The sequence below is a fragment of the Pseudarthrobacter sp. NPDC058119 genome, from assembly GCF_042884655.1.
In the GTDB taxonomy this organism is placed as follows: domain Bacteria; phylum Actinomycetota; class Actinomycetes; order Actinomycetales; family Micrococcaceae; genus Arthrobacter.
Window position 1 is genome coordinate 1 of sequence record NZ_JBHVTN010000002.1, and the last position, 14110, is coordinate 14110.

Here is a 14110-nt window from a genome sequence, read left to right on the forward strand (position 1 = left end):
AAGTGCACCGCTGATTAGCTACGTTCGGATGGGATAACCGCTGAAAGCATCTAAGCGGGAAGCTCGCTTCAAGATGAGATTTCCATACACTTTATGTGTGAGAGGCCCCCAGCCAGACCACTGGGTTGATAGGCCGGATGTGGAAGCGAGGACTAACGACTCGTGAAGCTGACCGGTACTAATAGGCCAACAACTTACACCACACAGAAACATACATATTCTGCTTGCGTCCACTATGTGGTTCCCAACCAACAACCCCCCAACACGGGCGGTCACGGCACGGAACCAACACAACAAAATACACAACAACACCACAATGTTGTAACCACAAATCTTCCCACCCCCGGACACCCGGGGGAGCGGGTGAAAGGGTTACGGCGGTCATAGCGTGGGGGAAACGCCCGGTCCCATTCCGAACCCGGAAGCTAAGACCCACAGCGCCGATGGTACTGCACCCGGGAGGGTGTGGGAGAGTAGGTCACCGCCGGAACAACTATTACTGGTCGAGGCCCCGAACCACACGGTTCGGGGCCTCCCACATTTAAACCCGGCATACCCGACACCACAGACGACTCGGCGAACCGCCCCGGATTAACGTCACGGGTCGTTTCCGGATGTGGGCGGCCCTGACCGGGTAGTCTGCCGGAATGGCATCCTGGGACGGCAACCGCCTGAGTACGCGGCAGGCTGGGCTCGTGGCAACCTGGCTCCCCGGGGTCCGTCTGGTGGGTGATCTTTCCTGGGACCTCATCGATACTGCGGTTCTCAAGGTGGTAAGCGGGCGCCGGAGATACATCGTCAAGGCCGGCGGTCCTGCCAACCATCACATTCAGCGTGAGATGAGTGCCCACGAATCCTGGGTCCAAGTCTTGTCCCGGCAGAACCGTGCACCAACGCTCATGTACGCGGACCGCCCTGCGAACGTCCTGGTATATAAGTATCTGGAAGGCTGCCTGGTGGAAGGTACCGACGCCGAATATGCCGCGGAGACGTACGTTCAAGCCGGTGCCCTCCTTCGCGCCTTTCACCAGCAGGCTGTGCGCAGCGACCCGGACTATGAGCCGGCCGCCACTGCCCGGGCCCTCGCGTGGCTCGGAGAACCCCACCGCATCAATGCCTCGGCCGCAGAAGAAGCACGGACCATCCTGGGCACCTATGAGCCGCAGCCGGTCGATGTTGTCCCCTCCCACGGTGACTGGCAGCCGCGCAACTGGCTGGTCGACGGGAGCGAGGTAAAGGTCATCGACTTTGGCAGGTTTGACTTCCGGCCGGCTGCCAGCGATTTCTGTCGCCTGGCAGTACAGCAGTGGCGTACAGATCCCCAGCTGGAGTTGGCGTTCTTCTCGGGCTACGGCCCGGATCCCAGGAATAGTCAGCTCTGGAAGATCATGCAGCTGCGCGAAGCCGTTTCCACGGCCGCGTGGGCCTACAAAGTGGGCGATTTCGAGTTCGAAAGACAGGGCCACCAGATGCTCCGCGATGCCCTGGGCAAATTCTGAGGCGCTCTATACCCGGCAGGGGCGTTAGCAGAACAGTTGCAGACGGTGATGGGGCGTTGGCGGGAGAGTTGCGGGTTGTGATGGCGCGTTGGGGGAAAAGGGGCAGGAGATGATGGCGCATCGCGGGGAAGGGCGTCAATAGGTGCCCAAGATTGTTGAACAATCCGCATTTTTAGTGCATTCTTGAAGGACACCAATCCGAGACGGAGATCACAATGCCCAGCATCGACCTGAACAGCGACGTCGGCGAGTCCTTTGGGAACTGGTCCTTCGGCGATGACGCCGCCATTTTCGAGAGTGTATCCAGTGCCAACGTAGCCTGCGGATTCCACGCGGGCGACCCCGTGGGCATCTTGGCCACCTGCCAGGCCGCCGTTAAGGCCGGCGTCACCGTGGGCGCACACCCCGGCTACCGGGACCTGGCCGGATTCGGCCGCCGCTTCGTGGACATGACCCCGGAAGAGCTGACCGCTGACATCGTCTACCAGATCGGCGCCGTCCAGGCCGTGGCCCTCGCCGCCGGAACGGCTGTCCGCTACGTCAAGCCCCATGGCGCCCTCTACAACACCATCGTGAACCACCCCAAGCAGGCCGGAGCAGTGGTCGCTGCCATCCTCGCCGTGGACCCGACGTTGCCCCTGATGGTGCTCCCGAACTCCGAAATCCAGCGCCAGGCCGAAGCGGCCGGCCTCCGGACCGTGGCCGAGGCCTTCGCCGACCGGGCCTACAACCCCGACGGCACCCTGGTCTCCCGCCGCGAACCCGGCGCCGTGCTGCACGAAGTGGCGGACGTCGTCGAACACGTCCTGCGCCTGGCCACCGACGGCGTGGTCCGTGCCATCGACGGATCCCTGGTCCCCGTCAAGGCCGAGAGCATCTGCCTGCACGGTGACACTCCCGGCTCCGTGGCCATGGCCGCTGCCGTCCGCGCCGCACTGGTGGACGCAGGTATCCAGATCCAGAGCTTCGCCTAGCCATGACCGCGCAGCAGCACGAGACCCAAACACCCCCACGCGCCGGCCTGACCGGGATCCGCCCCGCCGGGGACAGGGCCGTCCTAATTGAGCTTCCGTCCCTGGACGCTGTCCTCAGCCTCCAAGCACAGCTCACGGCGCATCCGCAGCCGGGCCAGATCGACGTCATTGCCGCCGCGGAAACCGTGCTGGTCACGGCGGATTCGCCGGAAACCGCCAGGGCACTGGCCGCGCACGTCCGCAGCCTGGACCTCGAGGCACCCGCGGAGACAGAGAGCACGCTGGTCACCATCGACGTGGTGTACGACGGCGAGGACCTGGACGAGGTGGCAGCCCTCACCGGCCTGGACCGCGGGGGAGTGGTGGCAGCGCACACGGGCCAGCTCTGGACGGCTGCTTTCGCCGGCTTTGCCCCGGGCTTCGCCTACCTCACCGGGCAGGATTCCAGCCTGGAGGTGCCCCGCCGCCGCTCGCCGCGCACCGCCGTCCCCGCGGGAGCTGTCGCGCTGGGCGGCGCCTACTCCGCCGTCTACCCCCGGCAATCGCCTGGCGGCTGGCAACTGATCGGCCGGACGGACGCAGCCATGTGGGACCTGGGCCGGGAAAGTCCCGCGCTGGTCCGGCCCGGGGACACTGTCCGGTTCAACGCCGTCCGTGCCCAGGCGACCGTGACCCACCACCAGCAGTCCAGTGCCGGCGCGGCCTCAAAAGAAGCGCAGGCCACCGAAGGCCTCGCCGTCCGCAAGCCCGGGCTCCAGTCCACCATCCAGGACCTGGGCCGCCCCGGCTACGCATCGCTCGGCGTCAGCAGCGCCGGCGCGATGGACCGCGGAGCACTCCGCCGCGCCAACCGCCTGGTGGGCAACGGCGAAGGTGACGCCGGAATCGAACTCCTTTTCGGCGGACTGGAACTGGTTGCCCTCAGTGACCAGGTCCTGGCCGTCACCGGTGCAGCCGTTCCGTTGGAGATCACGCCGCCGGATGAGCCGCGGGATGGGGATGAAAAGCGGACGACGGCGGTACGCCACCCGGTGTGCGACGCCCCCTTTGCCCTCCTGGCAGGGGAGCGGCTGACCGTCGGCACACCCACCGCAGGACTGCGCTCCTACGTGGGTGTCCGCGGCGGACTCGGCGGAGCCGAAGCCCTGGGCAGCCGATCCACGGACACCATGTCCGGCATCGGCCCCGAACCGCTCCAGGCGGGCGCCATCCTGCCCGTACGGGCCCCCAGGCCCGGAAGTATCGTGGGCCACCCGGAGGTCTCAGCGCTTCCGGACCGGAACGAAGCCACCGTGCTGCGCGTGGTCCCCGGACCCCGGCAGGACTGGTTCAGCGGCGAAACCCTGCAGGAGTTCCTCCAGCAGGAATGGACCGTCACGCCACAATCGAGCCGGATCGGACTCAGACTGAATGGCCAGCCCCTCACCCGCTGCCGGGACGGCGAACTGGCGAGCGAAGGAACCGTCCGCGGCGCCGTGCAGGTACCCCCGGAAGGCCAGCCCGTCCTGTTCCTCTCCGACCACCCGGTGACCGGCGGGTACCCGGTGATTGCCGTGGTCGTCCACGCAGACCTGGACAAAGCCGCCCAACTTCCCCCGGGCACCACCGTGCGGTTCGCAGCCGCCACGCTCCCGGCAGAACTGCCCGAAACGCCAAAGGAAAGCCCCCATGCGTAAAGTCCTCATTGCCAACCGCGGCGAAATTGCCGTCCGGATCGCCCGGGCCTGCGACGATGCAGGCCTGGAAAGCGTGGCCGTCTACGCCGATCCCGACGCCGATGCGCTGCACGTCTCCGCCGCCACCGAGGCGTATGCGCTGCCCGGCTCCAGGCCCCAGGACACCTACCTGGACAGTGAAAAAATCCTCGCCATCGCGGTGAAAAGCAGCGCCGATGCCGTCCACCCCGGCTACGGCTTCCTGTCCGAAAACGCCGGCTTCGCCCAGGCGGTCATCGACGCCGGGCTGACCTGGATCGGGCCTTCCCCGGAAACCATCCGGCTCCTGGGCGACAAGGTCAGCGCCCGCGAAGTGGCGGTCCGCGCCGGCGCCCCGCTGGCCCCGGGCAGCGACGGCCCGGTGGCCAGCGCCGCGGAAGTCCGGGCCTTCGCCGAGCAGGTGGGCCTCCCCGTGGCTATCAAGGCTGCCTTCGGCGGCGGCGGCCGCGGCCTGAAGGTGGTCCGGAACCAGGCCGACATCGAGGAAAGCTTCGACTCCGCCGTCCGGGAATCCCTGGCCGCCTTCGGCCGCAGCGAGTGCTACGTGGAGAAGTTCCTGGACCGGCCCCGCCACGTGGAAGCGCAGGTCATCGCCGACACGCACGGCAACGTGGTGGTGGTGGGCACCCGTGACTGTTCGCTGCAGCGCCGCCACCAGAAACTCGTGGAGGAGGCTCCCGCGCCTTTCCTCACCTCCGACCAGCGGGCGGCAATCCATGCCTCGGCAAAGGCCATCTGCCGCGAAGCCGGCTACGTAGGTGCCGGTACGGTGGAGTACCTGCTGGACGGCAGCGGCTTCCTGAGCTTCCTGGAGGTGAACACGCGGCTGCAGGTGGAGCACCCCATCACGGAGGAGACCTCGGGCGTGGACCTGGTGGCAGCCCAGCTGGCTATCGCGGCAGGGGAGAAGCTGCCCATCCTGGAGGACCCGGAACCGCGCGGCCACGCGTTCGAATTCCGGATCAACGCCGAGGACCCGGGCCGCGGCTTCCTGCCCTCCCCGGGCGCCATTACGGAGTTCGAGGTCCCCACCGGGCCCGGGATCCGTTTGGACACCGGTGTCCGGGCAGGTTCCATGGTGCCGGGGCAGTTCGACTCCCTGCTCGCCAAGCTGGTGGTCACCGGGGCAGACCGTCAGCAGGCCCTCCGCCGTGCCCGCCGCGCCCTGCGCGAGTTCCGCATCGGCGGCCTGGCCACCGTGCTGCCGTTCCACCGCGCCGTGGTGGAAGCGCCGGACTTCACGGATGCGGACAGTTTGGACATCTACACCACCTGGATCGAGAGCGAATTCACCACCGCGCTGGAGGCAGACCCTGCCTTCAGCCCCGCCGCGCCCGAGGAGCCGCGCCGGACAATCGGCATCGAGGTGGATGGCAAGCGCATGGAACTGGGCCTCCCCAAGGCACTGCTGGACTCCCTGCTGGACGGCGGCGGCCGGCGAGGTGCCGACGCTGCAGCAGTTCCCGCGGAGGAAGAGGCGGAAAAGAACGACGGCGACCTGCTGGCAACGATGGCCGGCACCGTGGTGAAGTGGCTGGCTGAGCCCGGGGCAAGCGTCGAGGAGGGTGAAACGGTGCTGGTGCTCGAGGCCATGAAGATGGAAACGGCCGTCGCCGCCCACCGCACCGGCACGCTCGGGGAGCAGTTCGCCGCGGCGGGGGACGCCGTCGCGCCCGGCCAAGTGCTCACCATCATCGGGTAGTCGCGTTGCCGGCGCAGTGGCGCGGGCAGGGGCCGATATCGTGGTGCCATGACGTTTGACGAGGTGCTGGCCGATCTCCAGGCCCAGGCCAGGACCACAAAGCACGCCGAAACTGGCCTCTGGGTGGCCGCGCAGCTGCGCAGCCGCATCGAGGCCGGCAAGCTCAAGCCAGGGTCCAAGCTCGCGGAGGAAGCCCTCCGCGAGGCCCTGGGCGTGTCCCGCAACACCCTGCGGGAGGCGTTCACTGCCCTCCACGCCGAGCACATCGTCACCCGCATCCCCAACCGCGGCGTGTTCGTCGCCCACCCCACCGCGGATGACATCCGCGAAATCTACCGCGTCCGCCGCTTCCTGGAACCCGCAGCCGTGCTCTGGGCCGGAGAGGCCCCGCTGGAGCCCCTTGCGGCAATCGTGAAAACCGCGCAGGCCGCCGCCGCGGAGGGGGACATTCCCGGCATGGCCGGCGCCAACCAGGACTTCCACCGCGCTCTGGTGAACCGTGCAGGCAGCGAGCGGCTCAACAGCCTCATGGAGCAGGTCCTGGCCGAGATGCGCCTGGTATTCCACTCCATGGCCGCCAACCCTGCCTTCCATGAGCCGTACGTGCAGGACAACGCCAGGATCGTGGAGCTCCTGCAGGCCGGGGACCGGGCCGCGGCAGCGGACTTCCTGTCCAGCTACCTGGACCGCGCTGAAGCCCAGCTGCTCGCCGCCGTCGAACGATAACCAAAACCCTTCCCGGGGAGGGGTTGCAGGATTGTTGAACAAAACGGTATGCTGTGGATCACACCGTTGTTCTGCAGCTCACAGAACCCTGCAGCTCTGACGTAACCGGGGCTCCCGCCCCTCGGCGCCGCCCAACCATTCAACCGGGGCACGGACGCGCCGGACCCCACTTTTCGCAGACCCGTCACGGGTCCCCTGGGAAGGGATAATCATGCTTGTACTCATCGGGGTGCTGCTGGTGATCGTTGGCTTCGCCATCCGCCTGAACCCCCTGATTGTCGTCACCGTCGCCGGTATCGTCACCGCGCTGCTGGGCGGGATGAATCCCGCCCAGATCCTCGACTCGTTCGGCACCGGCTTCGCCAGCAGCCGCTCGGTCACCATCTTCGTGGCGGTGCTGCCGGTGGTGGGCATCATCGAGTACTTCGGGCTGCAGGAGCAGGCCAAGGTCCTCATCGGCCGGCTGGCCAAACTGACGGCGGGCCGCGTCCTGATCGGCTACCTTGCCGTCCGCCAGCTCACCGCGGCCGTGGGCCTGAACAGCATCGGCGGCCACGCCCAAACGGTCCGCCCGCTGGTTTTCCCCATGGCCGAAGGCGCAGCGCTGCGCCGCTACGGGCACGTTCCGGAAAAGATCAGCGAGAAAATCAAGGGCCACTCCGCCGGTGCCGACAACGTGGGCGTGTTCTTCGGCGAGGACGTCTTCGTGGCCGTAGGCTCCATCCTGCTGATCACCACGTTCGTGGACACCACCTACCACCTGCACCTGGAACCGCTCCAGCTGGCCCTCTGGGCCATCCCCACCGCCATCGCCGCCTTCCTCATCCACGGTTTCCGGCTCCTGCGCCTGGACAAGCAGCTGGACAAGGAATACCGCGAATTTGAGCTCACCGCCCAGAAGGAAACCGCAGGAGAAGCCAAATGATCAACGTTGAAGCCGTCTACTGGCTGATCGGACTGCTGTTTGTCGCCTGGGCATCGCTGATTGCCGCCGATACCAACCACCCCCGCCGCTGGGGCAGCTCGGCCTTCTGGGGCCTGCTGGGCCTGTGCTTCTTCTACAGCACCTGGGTCCAGGCCGGCACCGCACCCGGCTGGATCCTGGGCATCGCGGTTTTGGTCCTGGTGGTCCTGGCATCCACCGGGCTGCTGGGCCACGGAAAGCACCGCACCTCCACCGGCCCGGAACGCGAGGCCTTCGCGAAGCGCTTCGGCAACAAGCTCTTCATCCCGGCCCTGACGCTGCCGCTGGTCACCGTCATCCTGGTCCTTGCAGCCCCCGTGCTGAACATCGGCGGCACCCCGCTGCTGGACCCCAAGAACACCACGCTGGTAGCCCTGGCCATCGGCGCTGTGGCCGCCGTCGTCGTCGCACTCCTGATCCTGAAGCCGAAGAACCCGGCAACGCCCATTTTTGAAAGCCGCCGCATCCTCGAATCAATCGGCTGGGCCGCGCTGCTGCCGCAGATGCTCACCACGCTCGGCATCCTCTTCACCAAGGCCGGGGTGGGCACCGCGGTGGGAACACTCGCCTCCGGACTGTTGCCGAAGGGCTCGCTGATCGCGGGCGTGATCGTCTACTGCGTGGGCATGTTCCTGTTCACCGTGCTGATGGGCAACGGCTTCGCAGCCTTCCCCATCATGACCGCGGCGATCGGCTGGCCCGTGCTGGTGGAGACCTTCCACGGCGATCCCGCCATCGTCTTCGCCATCGGCATGCTGGCCGGTTTCTGCGGCACGCTCTGCACCCCGATGGCCGCCAACTTCAACCTGGTGCCGTCCGCGCTGCTGGAAATGAAGAACAAGTACGGCGTCATCACGGCGCAGGTGGGCACGGCCATCCCGCTGCTGGCGGTCAACATCGCGCTGATGTACTTCCTCGCCTTCCACTAAACCCCTTCGCTCAACCCGGCTTTCAAAGGAGCATGATGGACAACGATCTCCGCGTACAGGCGGCACCGGACTACGCGGCCGTGGTGCTGGGCAACCTCTCCGAGCCTTTCCCGCACTCGGCGCACCACACCCAGGTGTCCGCCGAGGACCGGCCCACCCCCGAGCAGATCCACCCCGCGTTCTACACCTCCTTCGACTGGCACTCCTGCGTGCACATGCACTGGTTGGGGGTGAGCCTGCTGGGCGGCACCCCCGGATCACCCCTTGGCGGGGCTGCTCCGGAAGGAGCGTCCGACGGCGGCGCGGCGGCCTGGGTGGATGGCCCCACCGAGGCGTCGCTTCGGGCAGCGGTGGGCGCCAACCTGAGGCCGGCCAAGCTGGCGGTGGAGCGGGACTACCTGCTGGGCAACCCGTCCTGGGAACGCCCGTACGGCTGGGCGTGGCTGATGCGGCTGGCGGCGACATGCTCCGCGTCCTCCGATGCGCAGCTGCGGGAATGGGGCACTGCGCTGGAACCGCTGGTGGATGCCGTGGCGGACCTCAGTGCCGCCTGGATGCAGAAGGCCCAGTATCCCGTGCGGCACGGCCTGCACACCAACGCTGCCTTCGGCGTGGGCTACATGCTGGACGCGTTCCGCTCCCTGGGCCGCGTTGATGCTGCCAAGGCGTGCGAGGAAGCGGCGCGTGGCTGGTTCGGGAACGACCGCGGCTGGCCGGGCGACTGGGAGCTCAGCGGCCAGGACTTCCTTTCCGCCGGCCTCAGCGAGGCTGACCTGATGCGCCGTGTGCTGTCTGCTGACGACTTTGCTTCCTGGTTTGCGGCGTTCCTCCCGGGGCTTTCCGTGGAGTCGCAGATCCTGCAGCCGGTAAGTGTCACCGATGAAACCGACGGCTACCTGGTGCACCTGCACGGGCTGAACCTGACCCGGGCCGGGCAGGTGGCCCGGATCGTTGCCACGCTTCGGGAGTCCGGGAGTGCCGAGGCTTCCTCCGCCGCTGCCGTGCTAAGCGAGTCGCTGGATCCGCTGCTGAAGGCCGGACTCCTTGGGCTGCAGAGCGGCGACTTCATGTCCACCCACTGGCTGGCCAGCTTCGCGTGGGACGCCCTGGGATCTGTGGCGGCTTTGGACTAAGTTTTTTCGCTGTGCCCAACGGCCCCCTCCGAACGGAGCAGTCACACTCCGTTCCGAGGGGGCTGTTTGTGCATCCTGGAGTGCCGCGCGCTAGTCTTGCTGCACCACGCCGGAGGGCGTGACCTGGGAGCAGCGGGCAGGGTCGTAATGAGCTGACCGTCCGCCCGCGAGCCCAAGGAAGCCGATGCGCCAGCACGTCAGCACCTGCACGTCAGACCCTGCGATGGCAGGGAACGCAGCCCCGCCCAGGCCTCGAAGGAAGCGCACCAAGCATCCGCGGCTGGCTGTGGGGGACAGGGTCCGTTTCGCCGAAGGAACCCTCGCCGGCACCGGCGTGGTGGATGCCGTGACCTCCGACTACTCCATCATCTGGGTCTGGACTGACGAGGGCCAGGGCCGGCGGATGTTCCTGCAGGGTTACGGCAGCATCGTGTCAGCGCTGGAGACCGGCGCTTAGGTACGACGGCGGAGGCCGGGTGGGCGTGGGCGTCCAGCCACGAGCCACGCAAGTCCGCCCACGACGCTTCCGAGGACGATAAGCACCAGCCAGACGTCCCTGCTGAAGATCCGCATGTCGCGTTCGTCTGTTTGGCTGAAGTCGACCAGGCTGTAGGCCCAGATGGCCACGCACGGTAAGAGGACCAGCCAGGGCAGCAACACATCGACACCAGCCACGGTCATAGGACCAGTATGCGCCGGTTCCGGCCCTCGAGCGCGGGCCGTTGGCACTACCCTCCGAGCCGCTCCGGCTGTTCGGCGGCGTGCCGCCTTCGCCGCTCATCAGCCTGGAGGATCCCGTCACGGACCGCGGCGCGGATCACCCCGTACAGGATGTAGAAAAAGACCGCCCCGAAGAGCACATACAGGACAAGTCCGGTCACGTTACCCATCAGCGTGGTCCTCCTCCGGCCAGTACGGCTGAACAGACGCCGCCGCCTGACGCAACGTCCCGCCGTCGAGCATGAGGGACGTTTCCTCCAGGCCGAAGTCCGTCCACTGGCAAACCAGCCGGAGGTCACCGGCGGGCGGCAGTGGCCACAGCCAGAGCGTGCCGCTGCCGGAGAACTCCTCATCGCCACCGCCGCCACCGCCGGCGTTCAGGGCGAGGACCGGAGGTTCCGGGTTGGTCCCCGGTTCCATCAATCCGTAAGGTATCTGGCTGCCGGTGCTGGCCTTTGAACCGTCGGGGAATTCCATGCCGAACATCAGCCCGGTCTGCCGTTCGCTGCGCCCGCGAAAGCCCCTGCCGGGCTGGAAGAACAGCGGCTGCAGATCGTCCCAGTCTCGATCGGATTGATTGGTCCGGCGGAAGACCCAGGACAGGTTGAACAGGCAGCCAGTGGAGAATACGTCCGCGCTTTTGACCGCCACCACCATTCCCGGCGTCCGGCTCACGAACAGGCCCAGGTGGACAACAGCAGGGAGTTCGTAAGCGGGTGCAGCCACCCATGCCGGCGGGACGTGCCTCGTTGACCGCGGCCGGGGCGGCAGGGGAGGGACGGGAAAGTCCTGGAAGAAAGTCATCGGTGGTCCTTGGGTCCGCTGGCTGCGACCGACCAGCGGAACAGGCGGCGCCGCCGCCCTGGATCCCCCAATCCGTCCTTGCCCGGCCAGTCTAGCGGTACGCGTCAGGGCCTGGTGGCCTCCTCAAGGATTTCCAGCAGGTGGCGGTAGGAGTGGCCGGTCGCTTTGGACATTCCCAGTTCACAGGTGCGGTTGGTGGAGGCGTAAGCGTCGAATTCCCGCTCGTTGATCTCACGGGCCTGCCGGTCGGTTGCGGAGTCCGTCAGTTCCGGGTGGAGCAGGCCGCGGTCACCCGCGAACGCGCAGCAACCCCAGTTCAGCGGCACGAACACGTCGTCCGTGACAACACGCGCGATCTCCATAAGCGCAGGGTTGGTCCCCAGCTGGGTGGACGAGCAGGTGGGGTGCAGGGCGATGGAATTCAGCCGGGCGGTGACCGTGAGCTTGCCCAGAACGTGCTGGTGTACGAACTCCACCGAGTCCACAAAGCGCAGCCCGGCGTACCGCTCTTCGCCCGTAGCCGCAAGGCGCTTCATGGTATCCAGGCCCTCCGTGCAGGAGGCGGCATCGCACACCACGGGCAGCTCGCCCCGGCCGCTGGCCTCGTACAACTGGTCCAGGACCTTGGCGGCCATGGCGTCGTAGCCCTGTGAGAAGCCCTTGGACTTCCACGGCGTGCCGCAGCACAGGCTCTCAATGCCTTCCGGAACGCTGACCCGCACACCGGCGCGCTCGCAGAGGTCCAGGAAGGCCTGGGCCGAGCCCTTCCCGGCGCCTCCTGCAGCATCCGCCGGGCCAAACATGGTGCCGATGCAGGCGGGGAAGAACACCGCGATGCTGTCCGGGGCCGGCCGTGCGCTGCGCCTGGAACCACCGCCGGGCAGTACGGCGGAGTAGGCGGGCACCGTCTCCGTCCCCAGCAGGGCGCGGCCGACGGCGGTGGCGGCCTTTGGCAGGGGCGCCGGCAGGGCCTTGGCTACAGTGAGGGCCAGCCCGCCGCCGGCGGTCACGGCGCCCCAGTTTTCGGCGGCCTTGTTCCAGCCAGCCGCGGCGACCGCATTGGCGTTTTCCTTGCGCAGCCGCCGCACCAGGTCCCCGGTGTTGATCAGCACCGGGCAGGCGGTGACGCACATGCCGTCCGCCGCGCAGGTCTGCACGCCGTCGTAGTCGTAGTCCTTGCGCAGGTTGGCCGCGAGGGCGTGGTCGCCGCGTTGCTCAGCGGCAGCGATGTCCCGCCGAAGCACAATGCGTTGGCGCGGAGTAAGCGTGATGTCCTTGCTGGGGCACACCGGTTCGCAGTACCCGCACTCGACGCAGCGGTCCACTTCCTCCTCGACGGTGGGAGCCACCTTCAGGTTCTCGATGTAGGAGAGAGGCTCATCGGCGAGCAGCACGCCCGGGTTCAGGAGGTTAGGCGGGTCGATCAGCCGCTTGATTTCCTGCATCACTGCATAGAGCTCGTCGCCGTACTGGCGGCGGACGAAGGGGGCCATGATGCGGCCGGTGCCGTGCTCGGCCTTGAGTGAACCGCCCGCGCCGAGGACCAGGTCCACCATTTCGTCGGTGAAGGCCTGGTAGCGCAGCAGCTGGGCCGGGTCGTCGAAGCGCTCGTTGAGCATGAAGTGGACGTTTCCGTCCTTGGCGTGCCCGAAGATCACCGATTCCTTGTACTGGTGCTCGTGGAAGAGCCTCGTCAGTTCGCCGCAGGTGCTGGCGAGGGCGGGAACCGGCACAACGATGTCCTCCAGCAGCGCGTTGGTGCCCGATGGGCGGGCGCCGGCAACGGCCGTGTACAGGCCTTTGCGGACGTGCCACAGCGCCGCCCGGTCTTTCGGGTCCGAGGTCAGTGCGAAGGGCGCGGCCAGGTCCAGTGAGTCGAAGAGCTGCTGCGAGCCTGCACGCTTGCCGGACAGCTCGGCGGCGTCCGAGCCCTGGTGTTCCACCAGCAGCGCGGCATGCCCCTGGACCGGCAGGGTGCTGATGGCGGCGGGAGCGTCGGCCGCAGCCTGGGCCACCGTCAACGCTGCCGCGTCCATGAGTTCGATGGTGGCGAGGCCGGTGGACACCAGGTCCGGCAGGGCTCCCATCGCCGCGTCGAGGGTGTTGAAAACCAGCAGCCCGGTGGCGACGGCGGGTTTGACCTCGACGGTGCGGAAAACAGCCTCGGCCACGAAGCCAAGGGTTCCTTCGCTGCCGATCATGAGGTGCGTCAGGATGTCCACGGGGCGTTCGTAGTCCAGGAAGGAGTTCACGCCGTAGCCCATGGTGTTCTTCATGGAGAACAGTGAACGGATGATGCGGACGGACTCGTCGTTGCCCACCACCCGGCGGCGCAGCCTCAGCAGCCCCTCGTGGAGTTCCGGTTCCAGTTCGCGCAACCGCCGGTCGGCGTTGGCATCGGCGGTGTCGATGACCGTGCCCGAGGGCAGCACCAGCACCATTGATTCCAGCGTCCGGTACGTGTTGAACTCGGTGCCGCACGCCATCCCGGAGGAGTTGTTGGCGATGACGCCGCCCACGGTGCAGGCGATTTCGCTGGCAGGATCCGGGCCGAGCTTCCGCCCAAAGGGGGCGAGCCGGGCATTGACGCTGCGCACCGTGGCGCCCGGCTGGACACGGACCCGCGCGCCGCCGTCGAGCACCTCAACGCCGCGGAAATGCTGGCGGGTGTTGATCAGCAGGCTGTCACTCAGGGCCTGGCCCGACAGGCTGGTGCCGCCGGAGCGAAAGGTGGCGGGAAGCCCGAGCTCCCGACTGCGCCGCAGCAGGGCGCCGACGTCCGCGGCATCGCGGGGAGTGGCTACCCCCTGCGGGACCAGGAGGTAATGCGAGGCGTCGTGTGCCATAGCATGGCGGTCCAGGTCCCGCGTGCTGACGGTATCCAGCTCGAGTTGCTCGATGGGGGATTCGGCTCCTGCCGTTGCGGTTCGCATGCGTAACTCCA

Annotated in this window: 13 protein-coding genes and 2 rRNA genes; 11 read left to right on the plus strand and 4 right to left on the minus strand. The window is 67.4% G+C overall.

Annotated elements, in window-relative coordinates:
• The 11 genes from ACFVTD_RS05010 to ACFVTD_RS05060 form a co-directional block, all read left to right on the plus strand.
• Nucleotides 1-203 (plus strand): 23S ribosomal RNA (locus tag ACFVTD_RS05010); the annotation flags it as partial.
• Nucleotides 204-373: 170 nt separating this feature from the next.
• Nucleotides 374-490: ribosomal RNA gene (gene rrf, locus ACFVTD_RS05015) — 5S ribosomal RNA — on the plus strand.
• Between the two features lie 157 nt (nucleotides 491-647).
• Nucleotides 648-1499 (plus strand): phosphotransferase, encoded by an 852-nt coding sequence (locus ACFVTD_RS05020; protein ID WP_387559006.1) that lies wholly within the window; start codon nucleotides 648-650, stop codon nucleotides 1497-1499.
• Between the two features lie 215 nt (nucleotides 1500-1714).
• Nucleotides 1715-2473 carry a LamB/YcsF family protein gene (locus ACFVTD_RS05025; RefSeq protein WP_387559009.1) on the plus strand — a complete coding sequence of 253 codons (759 nt, stop codon included), beginning with the start codon at nucleotides 1715-1717 and terminating at the stop codon, nucleotides 2471-2473.
• Between the two features lie 2 nt (nucleotides 2474-2475).
• Nucleotides 2476-4149, plus strand: coding sequence for a 5-oxoprolinase/urea amidolyase family protein (locus ACFVTD_RS05030; protein WP_387559012.1), 1674 nt, complete (start codon nucleotides 2476-2478; stop codon nucleotides 4147-4149).
• On the plus strand, nucleotides 4142-5890 hold the full coding sequence (locus ACFVTD_RS05035) for an acetyl/propionyl/methylcrotonyl-CoA carboxylase subunit alpha (protein WP_387559015.1): 1749 nt from the start codon (nucleotides 4142-4144) through the stop codon (nucleotides 5888-5890). Before ACFVTD_RS05030 ends, ACFVTD_RS05035 begins: the two co-directional genes overlap by 8 nt.
• Nucleotides 5891-5938: 48 nt before the next feature.
• Nucleotides 5939-6616 carry a GntR family transcriptional regulator gene (locus tag ACFVTD_RS05040; RefSeq protein WP_387559018.1) on the plus strand — a complete coding sequence of 226 codons (678 nt, stop codon included), beginning with the start codon at nucleotides 5939-5941 and terminating at the stop codon, nucleotides 6614-6616.
• 211 nt (nucleotides 6617-6827) lie between these two features.
• The gene (locus ACFVTD_RS05045; RefSeq protein WP_387559021.1) at nucleotides 6828-7541 is read left to right on the plus strand and encodes a DUF969 domain-containing protein; all 714 of its coding nucleotides are present in this window, start codon (nucleotides 6828-6830) and stop codon (nucleotides 7539-7541) included.
• Complete coding sequence (locus ACFVTD_RS05050) at nucleotides 7538-8509, plus strand: DUF979 domain-containing protein (protein WP_387559024.1); 972 nt, start codon at nucleotides 7538-7540, stop codon at nucleotides 8507-8509. Before ACFVTD_RS05045 ends, ACFVTD_RS05050 begins: the two co-directional genes overlap by 4 nt.
• A gap of 35 nt (nucleotides 8510-8544) precedes the next feature.
• The gene (locus tag ACFVTD_RS05055) at nucleotides 8545-9642 is read left to right on the plus strand and encodes a DUF2891 family protein (RefSeq protein ID WP_387559027.1); all 1098 of its coding nucleotides are present in this window, start codon (nucleotides 8545-8547) and stop codon (nucleotides 9640-9642) included.
• Nucleotides 9643-9826: 184 nt separating this feature from the next.
• Nucleotides 9827-10099 (plus strand): hypothetical protein, encoded by a 273-nt coding sequence (locus ACFVTD_RS05060; protein ID WP_387559030.1) that lies wholly within the window; start codon nucleotides 9827-9829, stop codon nucleotides 10097-10099.
• Here ACFVTD_RS05060 and ACFVTD_RS05065 read toward each other — a convergent pair.
• The 4 genes from ACFVTD_RS05065 to ACFVTD_RS05080 all read right to left on the minus strand — a co-directional run bounded on the left by ACFVTD_RS05065 (nucleotide 10096) and on the right by ACFVTD_RS05080 (nucleotide 14099).
• A complete protein-coding gene (locus tag ACFVTD_RS05065) occupies nucleotides 10096-10323 on the minus strand; it encodes a hypothetical protein (protein ID WP_387559033.1) in 228 nt (75 codons plus the stop codon). The genes ACFVTD_RS05060 and ACFVTD_RS05065 overlap by 4 nt on opposite strands.
• A gap of 47 nt (nucleotides 10324-10370) precedes the next feature.
• Nucleotides 10371-10532 (minus strand): hypothetical protein, encoded by a 162-nt coding sequence (locus ACFVTD_RS05070; RefSeq protein WP_387559036.1) that lies wholly within the window; start codon nucleotides 10530-10532, stop codon nucleotides 10371-10373.
• On the minus strand, nucleotides 10525-11166 hold the full coding sequence (locus ACFVTD_RS05075; protein ID WP_387559039.1) for a hypothetical protein: 642 nt from the start codon (nucleotides 11164-11166) through the stop codon (nucleotides 10525-10527). The genes ACFVTD_RS05070 and ACFVTD_RS05075 overlap by 8 nt, the downstream gene beginning before the upstream one ends.
• A 104-nt stretch (nucleotides 11167-11270) precedes the next feature.
• Entirely contained in the window at nucleotides 11271-14099 is a 2829-nt protein-coding gene (locus tag ACFVTD_RS05080; protein WP_387559042.1) for an FAD-binding and (Fe-S)-binding domain-containing protein, read from the minus strand.
• Nucleotides 14100-14110: the final 11 nt, after the last annotated feature.